This window comes from Reyranella sp. (assembly GCF_052439685.1).
Taxonomy (GTDB): domain Bacteria; phylum Pseudomonadota; class Alphaproteobacteria; order Reyranellales; family Reyranellaceae; genus Reyranella.
The window spans coordinates 1-19,509 of record NZ_JBQVQG010000043.1 but is presented as its reverse complement, the minus strand read 5'-3'; the positions used below and the strand labels follow the sequence as shown (position 1 = coordinate 19,509).

Genomic DNA, 19,509 nt, shown 5'->3' with positions numbered 1-19,509 from the left:
ACCCTGTGTAGCTTGTCCCGTAGTTTGTGCGCCATGAGTGACAGCCCCGCCAGTGGTGGTAGCCAACAGACCAAGGTCCAGAATCGCGCCGTGATCGACGACGAGGCCGGCATGCGCCTCGACCGCTGGTTCCAGCGTCATTTCCCCGAGCTGAGCCACGGCGCGCTGCAAAAGCTCCTGCGTACCGGCCAGGTCCGGATCGACGGCAAGCGGGCCGAGGGCAAGGACAGGGTCGAGCCCGGCCAGTCGATCCGTCTGCCGCCCGGGGTCACGAATACGCCAGTGCCCAAGCCGCGAACGGAGGCGAAGCCGACGGTTTCCGACCGCGACGCCGCCGAGATCCAGCGGATGGTGATCCATCGCGACGAGCACGTAATCGTGCTGAACAAACCGCCGGGGCTGGCCGTCCAGGGCGGCAGCGGCACCGAAAAGCACATCGACGGCATGCTGGATGCGCTGCGTTTCGGCTTCGAACAGCGGCCGCGCCTGGTCCATCGGCTCGACAAGGATACGAGCGGCCTGCTGCTGATCGCGCGCACCAGTCAGGCCGCCAAGCGCCTCGCGGAATCCTTCCGGGACCGCGAGACCGAGAAGCTCTACTGGGCGATCGTCGTCGGCGTGCCGCCGAAGAAGGAGGGCACCATCGACCTGCCGCTGGCCAAGCGCCCCGGGGCACGCGACCGCGAGCTAATGCAGGTCGACGAGGAAAACGGGCAGAAGGCGCTCACTCACTTCCGCGAGATCGATCGCGCCGGCCGGCGCGCCGCGCTGCTGGCGCTTTGGCCGCGCACCGGTCGCACGCACCAGCTGCGCGTTCATTGCGCGGAGATGGGATGCCCGATCCTGGGCGATCGCAAGTATGGCGGCGAGGAAGCTCTGCTGGCGGCGGTCGCCGAGGGGCGCCGGCTGCATCTGCATGCCCGCCGCCTGGCGCTGCCGCACCCGTCGGGCAAGGGCGAGCTGACGGCGGTGGCCGAGCTGCCTCCTCACTTCCGCCGCACCGTCGAGGCATTTGGCTTCTCGACGGACGGTGTTTGAGAGAGAATCCACCATAATGCGGATACCCTGGAGGCGCGTGGCGGTGATCACGGCGGTGGCGGTGCCGATCGCCGCCGTCGTCGGCGTCGTCTGGGCCGCCACGCGCGACCTGTCGCGCTATCAGGCGCGGCTGACCGAGCAAGTGCGCAAGGTCACGGGGCGCGAACTGGCGGCCCGCGTGCCGCTTTCCGTCCGGCTGGGCAGCGAGCCCGCGATGGTCGCCGAAGGCGTCACGCTCTCCAATGCCGCGTGGGGGTCACGGCCCGACCTGGCGCGCGTGCGCCGCATGACGCTGTTCCTCGATCCGTTTTCGCTCTTCCTTGGCGATGTCAAGATCGGGCGGATCCTGCTTGAGGGCGCCGATATCTCGGTCGAGCGCAACGAGGTGGGCGACAGCAGCCTCGAGATGCTGCCGCCGCCCGATGGGTCGGGACCGCATCCCGGCGAGAACCGGTCGCTCCGGCTCCGCACGTCCGCGGCCTTTCCCTGGATCAATACCGTCGAAGTCCGCGATTCCGTCCTGACCGTGTCGGAAGGAGCGGGCCGGCCGCCGGTGGTGATCGACGTGCAGAACGCGACCTTCAAGGCGCAGGCCCCTAACCAGACCTTGCAGGTCGAGGGGAGGTTCGGCGTGGCGCAGGGCGTGCCGATGGACCTCACCGGCACCGCCGGCTCGTTCAACGGCTGGATGGCCGGGCTCCCGGGCAACATCGACCTTCAGGGGGGATTCGGCGACGGCAGAATCTCGATCAAGGGCAGCATCAACGCCAAAGGCACGTCGCTTCAGATCAATTCCGAAGGTAGCGACGTCTCGGTCCTCGGGCCCTACATTCGCCTTCCCGTCCCGGTGGGCGGTCCCTACGTGATGAACGCCAAGGCCTCGACCCAGCGCAACGGCTTCAAGGTCGAGGTGACGTCACTGAAGGTCGGCTCGAGCGAGGCGGCCGGCGAGGCGCTGTTCCGCGTCGACCGCAAGGGCACGCCCACCGTCATCGTCAATGCCGACGTGACCCGCCTCGACGTGTCGGAACTCAAGGCACCGCCCGCCATCGCCGCGCCCGCCGCACCGGCTCAGGTGTCCGCGCCACCGCCGCGGCTCATTCCGACCCTGCCGTTCTCCGCCAACTGGCTTGGCCGCTCGAGCCTGTCGGTGACGGTGAGGCTGGGCGAAGTCGTGGGGCTGGGCGCCAAGATGCAGAACGCCTCGGTGACGCTGGCTTCCGGCGAGACGCGCTTCACCTTCCGCGCGGCCGCGACCGTCGGCGGCGGCTCGGCGGGTGTCGATCTCGTCTACGACCCGGCCGGACGGATGGGCCAGACCACGCTGACGGCGACGGCGAACCGTGTCTCCCTCGGCGAGTTGTCGCCCCTGCTCGGCCTCGATCTTGGGCTGCGTGACGGCGTCGCCGACGTTGACCTGCGCCTGCGCGGTGGTGGGCGCACGACGCGCGACGCGCTGAACTCGGCCAACGGCTCGATCGATATCGCCATGGGCAAGGGGTTGTGGCCGCACAATCAGCTCGTCAACTGGCCGCCGGAGACCCAGAGGCTCGTGGGCGGCAGCGATGCCGGCATACCGTTCAACTGCATCGCCGGCCGTTTCGAGGTGAGCGGCGGCGTCGCCAACCTCCGGCGTCTGGTCGTCGACACGCCCCGCGGCGTGCTGGTGGGCGGCGGCTATCTGCATCTGCGCACCGATAACTGGGAATTCATGCTGGCGCCCGAGGCGCGCGACCATCAGAACGCCGCGCTGGCCGTGCCGATGCGCATCAAGGGCGGCCCCGGCAAGGCCACGGCGAGCGCCGTCGATCCCAACCTCTCCAAGCTGCTGGTCGGCGGCGGCCCGATTCCGAGCCTGGTCGCGCAGTTGGCGCAGGCCGGCCGGCAGGCCGGCGCCAATGCCTGCGCCGTCCTGGCGCCCCGGGTCGAGGCGCTTCGGCCCGGGCTGCGGGCGCAGCTGCCGGCACCCACGTCGGACGTCCGCCAGCGGGCGTCGCGGCCGCAAGCGAAGACCCCCGGTCCGCAGCGCAGCCAAGGCAGGCCGTGACGGGAGAGATGACGCCCGAACTCTCGGTGCCCATCAGTCGTTCGAAGGTCGGCTTTCTCGCGATCGCCAGCCTCGCGATGGCGGTGGCGGCCGGCTGGATGCTCCTGGCCGCACCGGGTGTCGGATCGAACTCGTTTCACCAGCTCGTGCTGGGATTTGGCGTCTTCTTCTTCCTGTTGCTGGGATGGGCGCACCTGAGAACCCTGAGCGGGAAAGAGCCGGGGCTCGTGATCAATCGCCAGGGATTCCTCTTTCGCCCGACGGGCCTGGCCTTTGGCTGGGTCGATTGGGCGGACGTGAGCGAAATCAGGGAAGGTTTGGGGAGGGGCGGAGCCTTCCTCTCGATCCGGCTGCGCGATCCTCAAAAGTACATTGCGCGCGGAAATGGCCTTCAGCGGCTGGCGAAGTCCATCAACTGGCGCCTGGCCGGAAGCCCCGTGACTTTCACAAGCGGGTCGCTTCAAGCGGACCCGGCGGAGCTCCTGCGGGTCATCCGGCTGTATTTTTCGGAGGCGAAACGGGCCGAAGCGGGGGCCTTGTCGTCAGGCCCACCTCCCATGTAAGCCCCTCGCGCGGTCGTAAGGTGTGATGCGGCAGTTTCGTATCGTGGACACCAGTGCTGTTCAGGAGCTGAATGAAGCGGTTCTACAAGGATACGGGCGTAGACGAGGGCGAGGGCGGTTTTCGCGTCCTGCTCGACGGCAAACCGATGCGGACGCCCGCCAAAGCAGTTCTCGTGGTCCCGACGCGGGTGCTCGCCGAGGCGATCGCCGCCGAATGGGCGGCGGTGCCCGACAAGGCCGAGATCAATGCCGCGCATCTGCCGCTCACGCGCCTCGCCGCGACCGGCATCGACAGGGTCATGGCGCGTCGCGACGAGGTGATCGCCGACACCTCCAAGTACGCGTCTTCCGACCTGCTCTGCTATCGCGCCGCCGCGCCGGACAGCCTGGTCGGGTTGCAGTGCGAGCGCTGGGACCCGCTGCTCCTCTGGGCGGCCGAGCGCCACGGCGCCCGCCTGGTGACCGCGGAAGGGATCGGCTTCGTCGAACAGGCGGCCGAGGCCATGGCGCGGCTCCACGAGGCAGTAGCGTCGCACGGCGACCTGGCCCTGTCGGCGCTCTACAATCTCACCCACACGGCGGGATCGGTGGTCATCGCGCTGGCGGTGTCTGAGGGGCGCCTCGATGCGGCCGGCGCCTTTGCCGCCGCCCAGATGGACGAACTCTACCAGGTGGATCGCTGGGGCGACGATCCGATCGCGGAAAAACAGCGCGAGGGTGTGCGCCGGGACATCGAGGCGTGCGCGCGCTTTCTTTCACTTCTGGAAAACGCGCGTCTGCGCGGCTGAGGGGGATCATGGGAGCGGGCACCAGGCTGCGGAAGGTGATGGCCGAGAAGGGCCTGGTCGAGGCGATGGCGGCGCACAGCCCGCTCTCGGCGATGCTGGCGGCGGAGGCGGGCTTCGACGCGATCTGGGCCTCCGGCTTCGAACTGTCGGCCATGTACGGCGTGCCGGACGTCAGCATCGTCTCGATGACCCAGCATCTCGATATGACCCGCGCGATGGCCGACCGCTCGGGCCTGCCGGTGGTGGCCGACATCGACACCGGCTTCGGCAACGCCATCAACGTCCTCTACGCCGTCGAGCAGTACGAGCGCGCCGGCGTCGGTGCGATCGTGATGGAGGACAAGAGCTTCCCCAAGGTCACCAGCCTGATCGCCGGCGGCCGCCAGGACATGGTCCGCATCGAGGAGTTCCAGGGCAAGATCGAGGCGGCGCGCTCGGCGCGGCGCGATCCCGATCTCGTTCTCGTGGCCCGCACCGAGGCGCTGATCGCCGGCCTCGGGCAGGAGGAGGCGCTGAAGCGGGCGCGGGCCTATGAGGCTGCGGGTGCCGACCTGATCCTGGTCCATTCCAAGCAGAAGACACCGGACGAGATCGAGGCCTTCATCAAGGCGTGGGACGGCAAGGTTCCGATCGCACTGGTGCCGACCGCTTATCCGCAGATGACGGTGGCGCGGGTGAAGGAACTGAAGAAGGTCGGCCTGCTGATCTGGGGCAACCACGCGATTCGTGCCGCGGTCGCGGCGATGCGTACGACCTTCGCGCAGATCCGCCGCGACGGCGGCATTCACGGTGTCGAGGCGAGTATTGCCTCGGTCGACGCGGTATTCGATTTGCAGGGAATGGGAACGGTGAAGGACAACGAGAAGCGATTCCTCCGCTAGACGTGATGGCGTTATTGGCCGAAAACTGACCGAGGGCCGGAGATTTTGATGCAGAAAATGTTGGAAGAACTCGAGCGCAGGCGGGCAGCCGCGCGTCTCGGCGGCGGCGAGCGCCGCGTCGAGGCGCAGCATGCCAAGGGCAAGCTGACGGCCCGCGAGAGGATCGATGCACTTCTCGATACGGGATCGTTCGAGGAATACGACATGTTCGTCGAGCACCGCTCGATCGATTTCGGCATGGAGAATCAGAAGATCCCGGGCGACGGCGTGGTCACCGGCCATGGCACCATCAACGGCCGGCTGGTCTACGTTTTCAGCCAGGATTTCACGGTCTTCGGCGGTGCTTTGTCCGGCATGCACGCCACCAAGATCTGCAAGATCATGGACATGGCGATGAAGGTCGGCGCACCGGTGCTCGGCCTGAACGATTCGGGCGGCGCGCGCATTCAGGAGGGCGTCGATTCGCTCGCCGGCTATGCCGACGTGTTCCAGCGCAACGTGCTGGCGTCCGGCGTGATCCCGCAGGTTTCGATGGTCATGGGGCCCTGTGCCGGCGGTGCCGTCTATTCGCCGGCGATGACCGACTTCATCTTCATGGTGAAGGACAGTTCCTACATGTTCGTCACCGGCCCCGACGTGGTCAAGACCGTCACGCATGAGACGGTGACCCAGGAGGAGCTGGGTGGCGCGCTCACGCACACGCAGAAGTCGGGCGTAGCCGACCTCGCCTTCGAGAACGACATCGAGGCGCTGCTGCAGCTTCGCCGCTTCGTCGACTTCCTGCCCTCGAACAACCGCGAGAAGCCGCCGGTCCGCGCGACGCTCGACCCGATCGATCGCGACGACTTCTCGCTCGACACGCTGGTGCCGGAGAACCCCAACAAGCCCTACGACATCAAGGAGCTGATCCTGAAGGTCGTGGACGAAGGCGACTTCTTCGAACTGTCGCCGGAATGGGCTGCCAACATGGTGGTGGGCTTCGGCCGCATGGCCGGCCGTCCGGTGGGCTTCGTGGCCAATCAGCCGATGGTGCTGGCCGGCTGCCTCGACATCGACAGCTCGCGCAAGGCGGCGCGCTTCGTGCGCTTCTGCGACGCCTTCAACATCCCGATCGTGACCTTCGTCGACGTGCCGGGCTTCCTGCCGGGTACGACGCAGGAGTTCGGCGGCATCATCAAGCACGGCGCCAAACTGCTCTACGCCTATGCCGAGGCCACCGTGCCGAAGGTCACGGTGATCACCCGCAAGGCCTATGGTGGCGCCTATGACGTGATGGCGTCGAAGCACCTGCGCGGCGACGTTAACTATGCCTGGCCCGGCGCCGAGATCGCGGTGATGGGCGCCAAGGGCGCGGTCGAGATCATCTTCCGGTCCGATGTCGGCGATGCCGACAAGATCGCGGCGCGCACCGAGGAATACCGCCAGAAGTTCGCCAATCCGTTCGTGGCGGCCAATCGGGGCTTCATCGACGACGTGATCATGCCGCACGGCACGCGCCGTCGTATCTGCAGGGCGCTGGCCACGCTCGAGACCAAGAAGCTCGAGAATCCCTGGCGCAAGCACGGCAACCTGCCTCTGTGACGGACGCCGCGTGCATCTCTCTCCCGAGGAGCGCATGAGGCGCGGCCGGATCGTGCGCAAGCACCTGATGGTCGGGCTTCTCGCGCTGCTCGTGATCATCCCGCTGAACTTCATCGTGAGTCGCCAGTATCCGTGGTGGCTCTGGGTCCTCATCGTCTGGTTGCCCCTGATCGGCGCGCACTCAATGTGGGCCAAGGGCTTCTTCGATCGCAGAAAAGAAGGAATGTGAGCATGGCCGCCAAGAAGAAGGTCGCCAAGGTCGCCGCCAAGAGCGCGCCCCAGAAAGCGTCCAAGAGCGTCGCGGTAGCGAAGAAGGCGCCGGCCGCGAAGCCCGTTGCCGAGGCACCGTTGTTCGACAAGATCCTGATCGCCAACCGCGGCGAGATCGCCTGCCGGGTCATCCGCACCTGCAAGCGGCTCGGTATTAAGACCGTCGCGGTCTACTCGGAGGCCGATGCCGACGCGCTGCATGTACGCGAGGCCGACGAGGCGGTGCTGATCGGACCGCCGCCCTCGGCGCAGTCCTACCTGCTGATCGACAAGATCGTCGAGGCCTGCAAGGCGACGGGCGCGCAGGCGGTGCATCCGGGCTACGGGTTCCTGTCCGAGAAGGAAGCCTTCCAGAAGGCGCTTGCCGAAGCCGGCATCGCCTTCATCGGTCCCGACGCTCATGCCATCTACGCCATGGGCGATAAGATCGAGTCCAAGAAGCTCGCGCAGAAGGCCGGCGTCAGCACGGTCCCCGGCTATCTCGCGGCGATTCCCAATGCCGACGAGGCGGTGAAGATCGCCCAGAAGATCGGCTATCCGGTCATGATCAAGGCCTCGGCCGGCGGCGGCGGCAAGGGCATGCGCATCGCGTACAACGACGCCGAGGCGCATGAAGGGTTCGGCTCGGCGACCAACGAGGCCAAGGCCTCGTTCGCCGACGATCGCGTGTTCATCGAGAAGTATGTCGAGGAGCCGCGCCATATCGAGATCCAGCTGATCGCCGACGGCCACGGCAACTGCGTCTATCTCTGGGAGCGCGAGTGCTCGATCCAGCGTCGCCACCAGAAGGTGATCGAGGAGGCGCCGAGCCCGTTCCTCGACGCCAAGACGCGCAAGGCGATGGGCGAGCAGGCCGTGGCGCTCGCCAAGGCGGTAAAATACAAGAGCGCCGGCACCGTCGAGTTCATCGTCGACAAGAATCGCAAGTTCTACTTCCTCGAGATGAACACGCGCCTGCAGGTCGAGCATCCGGTGACCGAGCTGATCACCGGCCTCGACCTGGTCGAGCTGATGATCCGCGTGGCGGCGGGGGCTAAGCTGCCGTTCCAGCAGAAGGACGTGAAGCTGCAGGGCTGGGCCGTCGAGGCGCGTCTCTACGCCGAGGACCCGTTCCGTAACTTCCTGCCCTCCACGGGACGCCTCGTGAAGTACCGCGAGCCCGAGGCGGGACCCGACGTGCGCGTCGATACCGGCGTCTACGAGGGCGGCGAGATCTCGATGTTCTACGATCCGATGATCGCCAAGCTGTGCACGCACGGGAAGACTCGCGACGAAGCAATCGACCGCATGCGCCGGGCGCTGGACGAGTTCTACGTCCGCGGCGTCTCGCACAACGTGCCGTTCCTCGCCGCACTGATGGCGCATCCGAGGTTCCGGGCGGGCAAGCTCACGACCAATTTCATCGCCGAGGAATTCAAGGGCGGCTTCACGGCCGAGCATTTGCCGCCGAAGGACCCGGCAGTTCTGGCGGCGGTCGCGGCGGTCGTGGATCGCATCCATGCCCATCGCTCCGGCGCGCCGCAGTCCGAGCGGGTCGTCATGCTCAATCGCACGGCAATGCCGGTGTCCGTGAGCGGCGGCGGCCTCGAATTCGCCGTCGACATCGACGCCCGCCGGATCGAGATCGAGTCCGGCTGGTCACCCGGCGAGCCGCTGATGCGGGCCAAGGTCGACCAGCACACGGTGGTGGTGCAGGTCGATGCACTGGGCTCCGGCTGGCGCCTGACGCATGAAGGCGGGCAGGCGGACGTGCTGGTGCTGACGCCGCGCCAGGCCGAGCTCTACGCGCTGATGCCGGTCAAGGCGGCGCCCGATACCTCGAAGTTCCTGCTCTCGCCGATGCCGGGCCTGCTGGCCTCGGTCGCTGTGAGCGAAGGCCAGGAGATCAAGGCGGGCGAGGCGCTGGCCGTGGTCGAGGCGATGAAGATGGAGAACGTGCTGCGCGCCACGCGCGACGGCACGGTCAAGACGCTGCACGCCAAGGCCGGCGACAGTCTGAGGGTCGACCAGAAGATCATCGAGTTCGCCTGACGTCATGGCGCTGCAGGCGCGTCTGGCGATCACCGGCCGGGTCCAGGGCGTGGGTTATCGCGACTGGGCGGTGGCCACGGGGCAGCGGCTCGGCCTGAGCGGCTGGGTCCGCAACCGCACCGATGGTTCGGTCGAGGCGCTCGTCGTCGGTGACGACGAGGCGGTGGGCCGGATGATCGAAGCCTGCCGCCGCGGCCCGACCCTCGCGCGGGTCGACGCCGTCGATGTCGAACCGGTCGACCTCGATGTCCTGCCGTCGGGCTTTACGCGGCGGCCGACGGCCTGATTTCGCCGAACACTTCCTGGAAGGTCTCGGCCAGGGCCGCGTCGAGGTCGGCAAGGGTCACCGGCAGGCCGAGGTCGACCAGCGACGTGACCCCGTGGTCGGCGATGCCGCAGGGAACGATTCCTGCATAGTGCGATAAGTCGGGCTCGACGTTGATCGAGATGCCGTGGAACGCCACCCAGTGACGAATGCGCACGCCGATGGCGGCGATCTTGTCCTCGCGCGGGCTGCCGTCGGGCAGGGGCGGCTTGTCCGGGCGCACGACCCAGACGCCGACGCGACCCTCCCGGCGCTCCGCCTTGACGTTGAAGCGGCCGAGCGTGCGGATCGTCCATTCCTCGAGGTCGGCGACGTAGCGGCGCACGTCCTGGCGGCGCGCCCTGAGGTCGAGCATCACATAGGCCACCCGCTGGCCGGGGCCGTGATAGGTGTACTGGCCGCCGCGGCCCGCGACATGGACCGGAAAGCGCGCGGGCTGCAGCAGGTCCTGGGTCCGGGCACTGGTGCCCGCCGTGTAGAGCGGCGGGTGCTCCAGCAGCCAGACCATTTCGCCCGCCCGTCCGGCGCGAATGTCCGCGACCCGCGCTTCCATGGTGGCCAGAGCCTCGTCATAGGGGACGGCATCGTCGGAGATACGCCATTCGAGCCTGTTCATTGTGGCAAAATCGGCAGTTCCCGACCTTTGTGCAAGCCTGCCTTGCCACTGGAGGGACGATTTGGTATCCCCCGCGCCATCGACCGGCGCGGCCATGGCGGAATTGGTAGACGCGCTAGCTTGAGGTGCTAGTGCCGCGAGGCGTGGAAGTTCGAGTCTTCTTGGCCGCACCATCGCCGGATCGAATAAGGTAGACGAGAGGTCGCCGCCTGTTGGTAAATCCCAACTGGCGGCCCTTTTGTTTTTCAGGCGAGGAGATGAGCTTTGGCGGATGAACTCAGCGAAAGCGCCCTCCGTTACCATCGCCTGCCGCGGCCCGGAAAGATCGAGGTCGTTCCGACCAAGCCGCTGGCGACGCAGCGCGACCTGTCGCTCGCCTACTCGCCCGGCGTAGCCGCCGCCTGCAACGAGATCGTTCGTGACCCCGCAACGGCCGCCGAACTCACCTCCCGTGCCAATCTGGTCGCCGTCGTCACCAACGGCACCGCCGTGCTGGGGCTGGGGGCGATCGGGCCGCTGGCGGCCAAGCCGGTGATGGAGGGCAAGGGCGTCCTCTTCAAGAAATTCGCCGGCATCGACGTCTTCGACCTCGAACTGGCCGAACTCGACCAGGACAAGCTGGTGGACATCGTCGCGGCCCTCGAGCCGACCTTCGGCGGCATCAACCTCGAGGACATCAAGGCGCCGGAGTGCTTCTACGTCGAGCAGAAGCTGCGCGAGCGCATGAAGATCCCGGTGTTCCACGACGACCAGCACGGCACCGCCATCATCGTCGGCGCCGCACTGTTCAACGCGCTGTCGCTGGTCGGCAAGGACATCACCAAGGTGAAGCTGGTCGTGTCCGGCGCGGGCGCGGCGGCCCTGTCGTGCCTCGGCGTGCTCGAGAAGCTCGGCCTGCCGCGCGAGAACATGTGGGTCACCGACATCGCCGGTGTGGTCTGGAAGGGCCGCAACGAGCAGATGGACCCGTGGAAGGAACGTTACGCCCGCGACACCCAGGCCCGCACCCTGGGCGAGGTGATCGGCGACGCCGACGTGTTCCTCGGCCTTTCGGCCGCCGGCGTCCTGAAGCCCGAGATGGTGGCCCGGATGGCGGCCCGGCCGCTGATCTTCGCGCTGGCCAATCCCAATCCCGAGATTTCGCCGGAAGACGTCGCGGGCGTGCGCGACGACGCCATCATGGCGACCGGCCGCAGCGACTATCCCAACCAGGTCAACAACGTCCTCTGCTTCCCGTACATCTTCCGCGGTGCGCTCGACGTGGGCGCCACGACCGTCAACGACGAGATGAAGATCGCCTGCGTGCGGGCGCTGGCGGCGCTGGCGAGGAAGGAACCTTCCGAGGTCGTGGCGCGCGCCTTTGGCGAGCAGGCCGGCGGCTTCGGCCCCACCCAGATCATTCCCAAGCCCTTCGATCCGCGCCTGATCGTCGAACTGGCGCCGGCCGTCGCGAAGGCCGCCATGGACAGCGGCGTGGCGACGCGGCCGATTACCGACTTCGACGCCTATCGCCAGCAGCTCAACCAGTTCGTCTTCAAGTCCGGTCTGGTCATGCGGCCGGTGTTCGCGCAGGCGCGCTCCGATCCCAAGCGCGTGATCTTCAGCGCCGGCGAGGACGATCGTGTCCTGCGCGCCGCGCAGATCATTCTCGACGAGGGCATCGCCAAGCCGATCCTGATCGGCCGGCCGGAGATCGTGCGCCGCCGTGCCGAGCGGCTCGGCCTGCGCTTCCAGCCGGGCGTCGATGTCGAGCTGGTCGATCCGTCAAGTGACCCGCGCTACGACAAGTACTGGGGCGCTTATCTCGAGCTGATGGAGCGGCGAGGGGTCACCGAGCCGACGGCGCGCAACCTCGTGCGCTCGAGCCCGACCCTGATCGCCGCCCTGGCGGTGAAGCTCGGCGACGCCGATGCGATGATCGCCGGCGCCTATGGCCGCTTCCGCACGCATCTCGCCCATGTGCGCGACGTCATCGGCCTGCGCGAGGGGGCCAAGAACATGGCGGCGCTCAGCCTGCTGGTCATGCCGACCCGCGCGCTGTTCATCGCCGACACCTACGTGAACTACGATCCCGATCCCGAGACTTTGGCCGAGATCACCCTGCTGGCCGCGGACGAGGTGCTGCGCTTCGGCCTCCAGCCCAAGGTCGCGCTGATCTCGCATTCGAGCTTCGGCGGCTCCGAGCATGCCTCGGCCAAGAAGATGGCCGCTGCGGTGAAGATCTTGCACCAGCGGGCGCCGACCCTGGAGGTCGACGGTGAGATGCACGGTGACGCCGCATTGAACGTCGACATCCGCAACAGCGTCTTTCCGCGATCGAGACTCAAGGAAGCGGCGAACCTCGTGGTCTGCCCGTCGCTCGATGCCGCCAACATATCCTTCAACCTTTTGAAGGAGGCGGCGGACGGGCTGCATATCGGCCCGATCCTGCTGGGCACCGATCTGCCGGCGCACGTGCTCACCCCCTCGGTGACCGCCCGTGGCATCCTCAACATGACCGCCCTGGCCGTGGTCGAAGCGCAGCGCCTCGCCGAGGCGCGTGGATGAGCGGGGAGATCGACCATCTCGACGAAGTGACGCCGGACCTGGTCCGGCGCGTCGAGGCGGCGCTCACCGAAGACAGGCCGGAGGATGCGCGGGGGCTGCTGAGCAATCTCAGCGCCACCGGTCAGGCCTCCATCCTCGAGCAGATATCCGAGGATCAACGCGACAAGCTGGTCGGCATCCTCAAGGGCGACCTCGATCCCGAGGCCCTGACCGAGCTCGACGAGGAGGTCCTGGAGGACGTTCTCCAGCAGCTCGACAGCAAGGAGATCGCGGCCGCGGCCCGCGAGCTGGAGGCCGACGATGCGGCCACGATCCTCGAGGACCTGACGGAAGAGGAACGGCAGGAAGTCCTGGCGGAGATTCCCGCCGACGAGCGCGTCGACATCGAGCGCGCGCTCGCCTATCCCGAGGACGCGGCCGGACGCCTGATGCAGCGGTCGCTGGTGAAGGTGGCCGATACCTGGACCGTGGGCGAGGTGATCGACCATTGCCGCGAGGCGACCGATCTGCCCGACGACGTCTATGACATCTTCGTCGTCGACGCGGACGGCCACCTGCGCGGCTCCGTGCCGCTCGGCCGCATGCTGCGCACCAAGCGTCCCGTGCCGATCCTGGAGATCGTCGATCCCGACATCCCGTCGCTGCCGGTCATGGCCGACCAGGCCGAGGTGGCGCACGTCTTCCGCGACAAGAACCTGGTCTCTTGCCCGGTTGTCGACGATGACGGAAGGCTGCTGGGCGTGATCATGGTCGACGACGTGGTCGACGTGATCGACGAGGAGGCGGAGGAAGACCTCCTCAAGATGGGCGGCGTCGGCTCCGACGACATGCACGCCGACACCGTGCGCACGGCGCGCCTGCGGGCGCCGTGGCTGCTGGTCAACGTCGCCACGGCGCTGGTCGCCGCTGTGGTGATCGGACAGTTCGAGGATACGATCGAGAAGATCGTGGTCCTGGCGGCCCTGATGCCGATCGTCGCCTCGATGGGCGGCAATGCCGGCATCCAGACCGTCACCGTGACGGTGCGCGCGCTGGCAATGGGCGAGCTGACGGCCGCCAACGCGCTGCGCTTCATCGGCAAGGAGGCGATGGTCGGCAGCCTGAACGGGCTGTTGTTTGCCACCCTGCTCGCGGTGGGCGTCATCCTCGTGTTCCACGACTGGCGGCTGGGGGCGGTCATTGCCGCGTCGATGGTCTGCAATCTCATGGCGGCGGCGCTGGCCGGCTCGCTGATCCCTCTCGGCCTGCAGAAGATCGGCGTCGATCCCGCCGTTTCATCCACGGTGTTCCTGACGATGGTCACCGACGTGACCGGCTTCCTGACCTTCCTCGGACTGGCGACGATCTTCCTGCTTTGAACTATTGTTGGCGGCGGAGGTAACCGTGTCGACAGTCCTTCGTCTCGTGGCCGCATTGGTCCTGATGCTGGGCGCTTCCGCGGCCCAGGCACAGAACAAGGTGCCATCCGACCGCGTGCTGGAGGCGCTGGTCAAGAGTTCGTTGCTCAGCCTCAACGACGCCAACGTGACCGGCAACTATGCCGTGCTGCACGCCAAACTTTCCAAGCCGTTCCGCGAGCAGTTCCCGCCCGAGAAACTCAAGGCCACGTTCCGGGAGTTCCAGACGAACGGTGCTGACTTCGACATCATCGCAGCCATGCCGCCGGCCTACGATCCCGCGCCCGTCGTCGACGAGGACGGGAAGCTGGTCGTGAAGGGCAGCTTTCCCACCGAGCCGTCGCGCCTGCGCTTCGAGCTGGAGTTCATTCCCTCGGACGGCGAGTGGAAGCTGATCCGAATCTACGTCAAGGTTGACCCGAAATCCTGATGTCCCTCGATAGGTAAGACAGATCATGATCCCGAATGCGATGCCGCCGTTCGATTTCGGCCTGGGCGAGACCGCCGATGCGCTGCGAGACCAGGTCCAGCGCTTTGCCTCGACCGAGGTCGCGCCGATCGCCGCCGAGATCGACAAGACCGACCGGTTCCCGCGCGAGCTGTGGCCGAAGATGGGCGAGCTCGGGCTGCACGGCATCACCGTCGAGGAAGAGTTCGGCGGATCGGGCCTAGGCTATCTCGAGCATGTCATTGCGGTCGAAGAGATCAGCCGCGCCTCGGCAGCGGTCGGGCTGAGCTACGGCGCCCACTCCAACCTCTGCATCAACCAGATCCGCCGGACCGGCACGGACGAGCAGAAGAAGCGCTTCCTGCCCAAGCTGATCTCCGGCGAGCATGTCGGCAGCCTCGCGATGAGCGAAACGGGCGCCGGCTCAGACGTCGTGTCGATGAAGCTGCGGGCCGAAAAGAAGGGCGACCGCTACGTGCTGAACGGCACCAAGATGTGGATCACCAACAGTCCGGACGCGCAGCTGGTCGTGGTCTATGCCAAGACCGATCCGGCGGCCGGGTCGCGCGGCATCACCACCTTCATCGTCGAGACCGACCGCAAGGGCTTCAAGGTCGCCCAGAAGCTCGACAAGATGGGCATGCGCGGCTCCTCGACCGGCGAGCTCGTGTTCGAGGATTGCGAGATCCCCGAGGAGAACGTGCTGGGCGCGGTGGGCAAGGGCGTCAACGTGCTGATGAGCGGGCTCGACTACGAGCGCGCCGTCCTGGCGGCGGGCCCGATCGGCATCATGCAGGCGGCGATGGACATCGTTGTGCCCTATGTCCACGAGCGCAAGCAGTTCGGCCAGGCGATCGGCGAGTTCCAGCTGGTGCAGGGCAAGCTCGCCGACATGTACACCACGATGAACGCCTGCAAGGCCTATGTGTACGCCGTCGCGAGGGCCTGCGACCGCGGCCAGACCACGCGCAAGGATTCGGCCGGCGCGATCCTCTATGCCGCGGAGAAGGCGACGATGGTGGCGCTCGACGCCATCCAGCTGCTGGGCGGCAACGGCTACATCAACGACTACCCGACCGGTCGCCTGCTGCGGGACGCCAAGCTCTACGAGATCGGTGCCGGCACCAGCGAGATCCGCCGCATGCTGATCGGCCGCGAACTGTTCGCCGAAACCGCCTGACGGAGCACTGAATTTGACCGCGCGAAGGCTTTTTCGTACACGGTGTGAATGAAAGGCCTTCGATGCCGCGCTATCTGACCGAGCAGGATATCGCCGACTTCCGTGCCGAGATGTGCCGGGTCGCCACCGGGCGGTTCGCCCGTTTCGGCTACGAGGGCGTCACCATGCGCCAGCTGGCCGAGGCGTTGGGCTGCAGTCCCAAGACGCCCTATCGTTACTTCAAGGACAAGGCCGATATCCTCGCAACGGTGCGGGCCGAGGCCTTCTCCCGGTTCGCCGACACGCTCGAGGCCGCGGCGGCCGGAGGCGAGGAGCCGCTCGAGAGGGCGCGCCGCGTGGGCGATGCCTATCTGCGCTTCGCAGACGAGCAACCGCATGCCTATCGCATCATGTTCGAGATCGACCAGCCGATCAGCGACGAGCATCCCGAGCTGCTGCGCCAGTCGAAGCGCGCCCGCAGCTTCGTGACCCGCCAGGCCGAGGACATGGTGAAGGCCGGGTTGATCGACGCCGATCCGCTGCTGTTCGGCTGGTCGATGTGGGCCGCGACGCATGGGCTGGTCATGCTGAAGCAGGCGGGCATGCTCGATCATGGGCCGGATATCCGGACGCTCGCCGGCTACCACGGCACGCTCATGTTCAAGGGCGCCCTGGCCGTACCGGGCAAGACGGGAAGACGGGGAAGACGGGGAAGAAACGATGACTCCAGGCGTGACGGCGGGCGAACGGTTCCGAAGCTGGGCCGAGATCCAGGCCAATGCCGCCCGGGCGGCGGGCGGTCTCGAGGCGCTGGGCGTCGGCGAGAATGGCAGCGTCGCGCTGATGCTGCGCAACGACTTCGCGACCTTCGAGGTCAACATGGCGGCGAGCCAGCTCGGCGCCTATGCGGTGCCGATCAACTGGCACTTCACGCCCGAGGAGGCCAACTACATCCTGCGCGACAGCGGCGCGAGCGTGCTGGTGGCGCATACCGACCTGCTGGCGCAGATCGCCGGTGGCGTGCCCGAGGGCGTGAAGGTCTTCGCCGTTTCGACACCGGACGAGATCGCCGCCGCCTACGCGGTGCCGGACGACAAGCGTCGCGTGCCGGCGGGGGCCGAATCCTGGGACGCATTCGTCGCGGCGTCCGCCCCGCGGACCGGCCCGCCGCGGGCGGCGCGTGGCAGCATGATCTACACCTCCGGGACGACGGGACGGCCCAAGGGCGTGCGGCGCCAGCCGAGCACGCCTGAGCAGCAGGCGGCCGGTGCCCAGGAAGCCGCCTTGTTCTGGGGGCTGAAGCCCGATCCGTCGATCGTCGTGCTGATGAACGGTCCGATGTACCATTCCGCCCCGGCGGCCTACGGCATGGCGAGCGCAAGGCTTGGCCTGCACATGGTGCTGCAGCCGCGCTTCGAGGCCGAGGACATGCTGCGCCTGATCTCACGGCACGGCATCACGCACATGCACATCGTGCCGACCATGTTCGTCCGCCTCCTGCGGCTGCCAGCGGAGGTCCGGGCGCGCCATGACGTGTCGTCGCTGGGGTTCGTCAGCCATGGCGCTGCGCCCTGCGCGCCGGCCGTGAAACGCCAGATGATCGAGTGGTGGGGGCCGGTCATCAACGAGTACTACGGTGCGACGGAAACGGGCGTCGTCGTCTGGCACGGCTCGGAGGAGGCGTTGCGCAAGCCCGGAACGGTCGGCCGCCCGGTGCCCGGCGGCATCCTGCGGATCGTCGACGAGGAGGGGCAGGACGTGAAACAGGGCGAGGTTGGCGAGATCTACCTGCGTGGTCCCCATCTTTCGGAGTTCACCTACAACAACGACGACGCCAAGCGCCGAGAGATTGCGCTGGGCGATCTCGTCACGGTGGGCGACGTGGGCTACGTCGATGCCGACGGGTACCTGTTCCTGTGCGACCGCAAGCGCGACATGATCATCTCGGGCGGGGTGAACATCTACCCGGCGGAGATCGAGGGGGCGCTGATCCAGATGCCGGGCGTGCGCGACTGCGCCGTGTTCGGCATCCCCGACGAGGAGTTCGGCGAGCAGATCTGCGCCCATGTCGAACCGGCCGCTGGCGCGGCCCTCGATGCCGCATCCGTGCGAGCCTATCTCGCCGAGCATCTCGCCCGCTACAAGGTGCCCCGGGTGGTCGAGCTCACCGCCGCACTTCCCCGTGAGGATTCCGGCAAGATCTTCAAACGCAAGCTGCGCGCGCCATATTGGGAGAAAGCGGGCCGCAGCATCTGAGGGGTTCCATGGCCGATGACGACGTCACCCTGTCCGGCGGGATCAAGGGCAAGCTGGTCGACAGCAAGCAGAAGTGGGCCGAGGAAGGCCGCCTGCTGACCGGCAAGACCGCGGCGCCGTCCGAACGCCTGCCGCCCGGCCAGCGCCTGGTCGAGACCTGGCCGGTGCTCGACCTCGGCATCAAGCCCGAAATTCCCACGCACGCCTGGCGCCTGTTCGTCGACGGCGAGGTCGAAACTCCTGCAACCCTCAGTTGGGACGAGTTCAAGTCCCTGCCGAAGACCGAGCTGACGACCGACATCCACTGCGTCACCGCCTGGTCGCGCTACGACAACAGGTGGGAGGGCGTGAGCGCCCGCGACCTGATCGCCCTGGTGAAGCCCAAGGCGTCGGCGCAGCACGTGATTTTCCATTCCTACGACACCTACAAGACCAATGTCCCGCTGGCCGATTTCGCCGCGGACGACGTCATGCTGGCGTGGAACTGGAACGGCGAGCCGATCAGCCGCGAGCATGGCGGGCCGCTGCGCATGGTGCTTCCGAAGCTCTACTTCTGGAAGAGTGCCAAGTGGATCAAGCGCATCGAGTTTTCGGTGTTCGACAAACCGGGATTCTGGGAGATTCGCGGCTATCACAACTATGGCGATCCGTGGCGCGAGCAGCGTTACGACGACGAACCTTGAGAGGGAGGCCTGACATGGGCGCGCACGATTTCAGCTTCACCGCGATCGACGGCAAGCCGCTCGATCTGAAGACCTTGGCCGGCAAGCCGATCCTGCTCGTGAACGTCGCCTCCTATTGCGGGTTCACGCCGCAATACACCGACCTCCAGGCCCTGCATGAGACCTACGGTCCGCGCGGCCTCGTGGTGCTGGGCGTGCCCTGCAACGACTTCGGCGCGCAGGAGCCGCGCGGCGAAGGCGAGATCGCGACCTTCTGCCAATCGATGTACGACGTCACGTTCCCGATGACCGCCAAGCAGAGGGTGATCGGTCCCGAAGCCCACGACCTCTACAAGTGGATCGCGGCCGAGGCGGGCGAGGGTGCGGCGCCCAAGTGGAACTTCCACAAATACCTGATCGGCAAGGATGGCAGCCTGCAAGGTGCCTGGCCGAGCCGCGTTCGGCCGGTTTCCAGCGAGATCACCGCGGCGATCGAGGCCGCGCTGTAAAGCATCTGCGAGTGTGATGGCCTGAAGCTGGCGGGCCGTCGAAAAGCCGGGATCCCGGCGAATAAACGAAACAACCGAAATAAACGAAATAATCGAAGTGAGAGTCGCACCCCCGGGGTAAACGCCGGCGCGCGTTTCGAAGCGTGAGCGCCTGCCCAGGCGGCTTCTCGACAAAATGTCGGTAAATCAATCGGTTGCCGCGCATGCCTCTGCGGTTTTGTGGCCTTGCGAGGCGCATGTGAGTGCCTACATTAGAGGCGCCGGTCTCGGTGGATACGAGCCCCGCTACCCGTCGGAAGACGCCGTCCTCCGAGGAGGGCAGCGTTTTCCCCAAGATTCCCGTTGACGGTCATCGGGGGTACCCATATAAGCCCGGCTCCCGACGACGAGC

Annotated in this window: 17 protein-coding genes, 1 tRNA gene and 1 pseudogene; 18 read left to right on the top strand and 1 reads right to left on the bottom strand. The window is 67.0% G+C overall.

Translation table 11 applies throughout. The annotated features are described in order from the left end of the window. Nucleotides 1–33 precede the first annotated feature (33 nt). From ACT6UX_RS28705 to ACT6UX_RS28665, 9 genes are all read left to right on the top strand, one after another. Entirely contained in the window at nucleotides 34–1,038 is a 1,005-nt protein-coding gene (locus ACT6UX_RS28705; RefSeq protein ID WP_444778574.1) for an RluA family pseudouridine synthase, read from the top strand. 37 nt (nucleotides 1,039–1,075) lie between these two features. Beyond that, complete coding sequence (locus ACT6UX_RS28700; protein WP_444778573.1) at nucleotides 1,076–3,085, top strand: AsmA family protein; 2,010 nt, start codon at nucleotides 1,076–1,078, stop codon at nucleotides 3,083–3,085. 8 nt (nucleotides 3,086–3,093) lie between these two features. After that, complete coding sequence (locus ACT6UX_RS28695) at nucleotides 3,094–3,648, top strand: STM3941 family protein (protein WP_444778572.1); 555 nt, start codon at nucleotides 3,094–3,096, stop codon at nucleotides 3,646–3,648. Nucleotides 3,649–3,719: 71 nt separating this feature from the next. Then, nucleotides 3,720–4,436, top strand: coding sequence for an ATP12 family chaperone protein (locus ACT6UX_RS28690; RefSeq protein ID WP_444778571.1), 717 nt, complete (start codon nucleotides 3,720–3,722; stop codon nucleotides 4,434–4,436). An 8-nt stretch (nucleotides 4,437–4,444) separates the two neighbouring features. After that, nucleotides 4,445–5,317: a phosphonopyruvate hydrolase gene (locus tag ACT6UX_RS28685; protein WP_444778570.1), complete on the top strand. Its 873-nt coding sequence runs from the start codon at nucleotides 4,445–4,447 to the stop codon at nucleotides 5,315–5,317. Nucleotides 5,318–5,365: 48 nt separating this feature from the next. Beyond that, on the top strand, nucleotides 5,366–6,898 hold the full coding sequence (locus ACT6UX_RS28680) for an acyl-CoA carboxylase subunit beta (RefSeq protein WP_444778569.1): 1,533 nt from the start codon (nucleotides 5,366–5,368) through the stop codon (nucleotides 6,896–6,898). Nucleotides 6,899–6,932: 34 nt separating this feature from the next. Next, nucleotides 6,933–7,127 carry a hypothetical protein gene (locus ACT6UX_RS28675; RefSeq protein WP_422015712.1) on the top strand — a complete coding sequence of 65 codons (195 nt, stop codon included), beginning with the start codon at nucleotides 6,933–6,935 and terminating at the stop codon, nucleotides 7,125–7,127. A gap of 119 nt (nucleotides 7,128–7,246) precedes the next feature. Continuing rightward, nucleotides 7,247–9,199: an acetyl-CoA carboxylase biotin carboxylase subunit gene (locus ACT6UX_RS28670; RefSeq protein WP_444778585.1), complete on the top strand. Its 1,953-nt coding sequence runs from the start codon at nucleotides 7,247–7,249 to the stop codon at nucleotides 9,197–9,199. A 4-nt stretch (nucleotides 9,200–9,203) separates the two neighbouring features. Then, complete coding sequence (locus ACT6UX_RS28665) at nucleotides 9,204–9,485, top strand: acylphosphatase (protein WP_444778568.1); 282 nt, start codon at nucleotides 9,204–9,206, stop codon at nucleotides 9,483–9,485. On the opposite strand, the gene lipB is transcribed toward ACT6UX_RS28665, so the two are convergent. Further along, complete coding sequence (gene lipB, locus ACT6UX_RS28660) at nucleotides 9,463–10,140, bottom strand: lipoyl(octanoyl) transferase LipB (protein WP_444778567.1); 678 nt, start codon at nucleotides 10,138–10,140, stop codon at nucleotides 9,463–9,465. The genes ACT6UX_RS28665 and lipB overlap by 23 nt on opposite strands. An 88-nt stretch (nucleotides 10,141–10,228) precedes the next feature. Between lipB and ACT6UX_RS28655 the strand changes: the two genes are divergently transcribed. The 9 genes and pseudogenes from ACT6UX_RS28655 to ACT6UX_RS28615 all read left to right on the top strand — a co-directional run bounded on the left by ACT6UX_RS28655 (nucleotide 10,229) and on the right by ACT6UX_RS28615 (nucleotide 19,118). Continuing rightward, nucleotides 10,229–10,313, top strand: a tRNA-Leu gene (locus ACT6UX_RS28655). Between the two features lie 91 nt (nucleotides 10,314–10,404). Next, entirely contained in the window at nucleotides 10,405–12,687 is a 2,283-nt protein-coding gene (locus ACT6UX_RS28650; protein ID WP_444778566.1) for an NADP-dependent malic enzyme, read from the top strand. Then, nucleotides 12,684–14,045 carry a magnesium transporter gene (mgtE, locus tag ACT6UX_RS28645; protein WP_444778565.1) on the top strand — a complete coding sequence of 454 codons (1,362 nt, stop codon included), beginning with the start codon at nucleotides 12,684–12,686 and terminating at the stop codon, nucleotides 14,043–14,045. The genes ACT6UX_RS28650 and mgtE overlap by 4 nt, the downstream gene beginning before the upstream one ends. A gap of 25 nt (nucleotides 14,046–14,070) precedes the next feature. Next, nucleotides 14,071–14,514 carry a hypothetical protein gene (locus ACT6UX_RS28640; protein WP_444778564.1) on the top strand — a complete coding sequence of 148 codons (444 nt, stop codon included), beginning with the start codon at nucleotides 14,071–14,073 and terminating at the stop codon, nucleotides 14,512–14,514. A gap of 25 nt (nucleotides 14,515–14,539) precedes the next feature. Next, on the top strand, nucleotides 14,540–15,712 hold the full coding sequence (locus ACT6UX_RS28635; RefSeq protein ID WP_444778563.1) for an isovaleryl-CoA dehydrogenase: 1,173 nt from the start codon (nucleotides 14,540–14,542) through the stop codon (nucleotides 15,710–15,712). A gap of 62 nt (nucleotides 15,713–15,774) precedes the next feature. Continuing rightward, a pseudogene (locus tag ACT6UX_RS28630) lies at nucleotides 15,775–16,266 on the top strand (TetR/AcrR family transcriptional regulator); the annotation flags it as partial. Between the two features lie 145 nt (nucleotides 16,267–16,411). Then, the gene (locus ACT6UX_RS28625) at nucleotides 16,412–17,947 is read left to right on the top strand and encodes an acyl-CoA synthetase (RefSeq protein ID WP_444778562.1); all 1,536 of its coding nucleotides are present in this window, start codon (nucleotides 16,412–16,414) and stop codon (nucleotides 17,945–17,947) included. A gap of 8 nt (nucleotides 17,948–17,955) precedes the next feature. Next, the gene (locus tag ACT6UX_RS28620; protein WP_444778561.1) at nucleotides 17,956–18,630 is read left to right on the top strand and encodes a sulfite oxidase-like oxidoreductase; all 675 of its coding nucleotides are present in this window, start codon (nucleotides 17,956–17,958) and stop codon (nucleotides 18,628–18,630) included. A gap of 14 nt (nucleotides 18,631–18,644) precedes the next feature. Beyond that, nucleotides 18,645–19,118 carry a glutathione peroxidase gene (locus ACT6UX_RS28615; protein ID WP_444778560.1) on the top strand — a complete coding sequence of 158 codons (474 nt, stop codon included), beginning with the start codon at nucleotides 18,645–18,647 and terminating at the stop codon, nucleotides 19,116–19,118. Nucleotides 19,119–19,509: the final 391 nt, after the last annotated feature.

Bases quoted from the DNA above. Each gene is read 5' to 3' on its own strand.
- ACT6UX_RS28705 (WP_444778574.1), top strand. From the start codon at position 34: ATGAGTGACAGCCCCGCCAGTGGTGGTAGCCAACAGACCAAGGTCCAG.
- ACT6UX_RS28695 (WP_444778572.1), top strand. From the start codon at position 3,094: ATGACGCCCGAACTCTCGGTGCCCATCAGTCGTTCGAAGGTCGGCTTT.
- ACT6UX_RS28690 (WP_444778571.1), top strand. From the start codon at position 3,720: ATGAAGCGGTTCTACAAGGATACGGGCGTAGACGAGGGCGAGGGCGGT.
- ACT6UX_RS28685 (WP_444778570.1), top strand. From the start codon at position 4,445: ATGGGAGCGGGCACCAGGCTGCGGAAGGTGATGGCCGAGAAGGGCCTG.
- ACT6UX_RS28680 (WP_444778569.1), top strand. From the start codon at position 5,366: ATGCAGAAAATGTTGGAAGAACTCGAGCGCAGGCGGGCAGCCGCGCGT.
- ACT6UX_RS28675 (WP_422015712.1), top strand. From the start codon at position 6,933: ATGAGGCGCGGCCGGATCGTGCGCAAGCACCTGATGGTCGGGCTTCTC.
- ACT6UX_RS28665 (WP_444778568.1), top strand. From the start codon at position 9,204: ATGGCGCTGCAGGCGCGTCTGGCGATCACCGGCCGGGTCCAGGGCGTG.
- lipB (WP_444778567.1), bottom strand. From the start codon at position 10,140: ATGAACAGGCTCGAATGGCGTATCTCCGACGATGCCGTCCCCTATGAC.
- mgtE (WP_444778565.1), top strand. From the start codon at position 12,684: ATGAGCGGGGAGATCGACCATCTCGACGAAGTGACGCCGGACCTGGTC.
- ACT6UX_RS28635 (WP_444778563.1), top strand. From the start codon at position 14,540: ATGATCCCGAATGCGATGCCGCCGTTCGATTTCGGCCTGGGCGAGACC.
- ACT6UX_RS28625 (WP_444778562.1), top strand. From the start codon at position 16,412: ATGACTCCAGGCGTGACGGCGGGCGAACGGTTCCGAAGCTGGGCCGAG.
- ACT6UX_RS28620 (WP_444778561.1), top strand. From the start codon at position 17,956: ATGGCCGATGACGACGTCACCCTGTCCGGCGGGATCAAGGGCAAGCTG.
- ACT6UX_RS28615 (WP_444778560.1), top strand. From the start codon at position 18,645: ATGGGCGCGCACGATTTCAGCTTCACCGCGATCGACGGCAAGCCGCTC.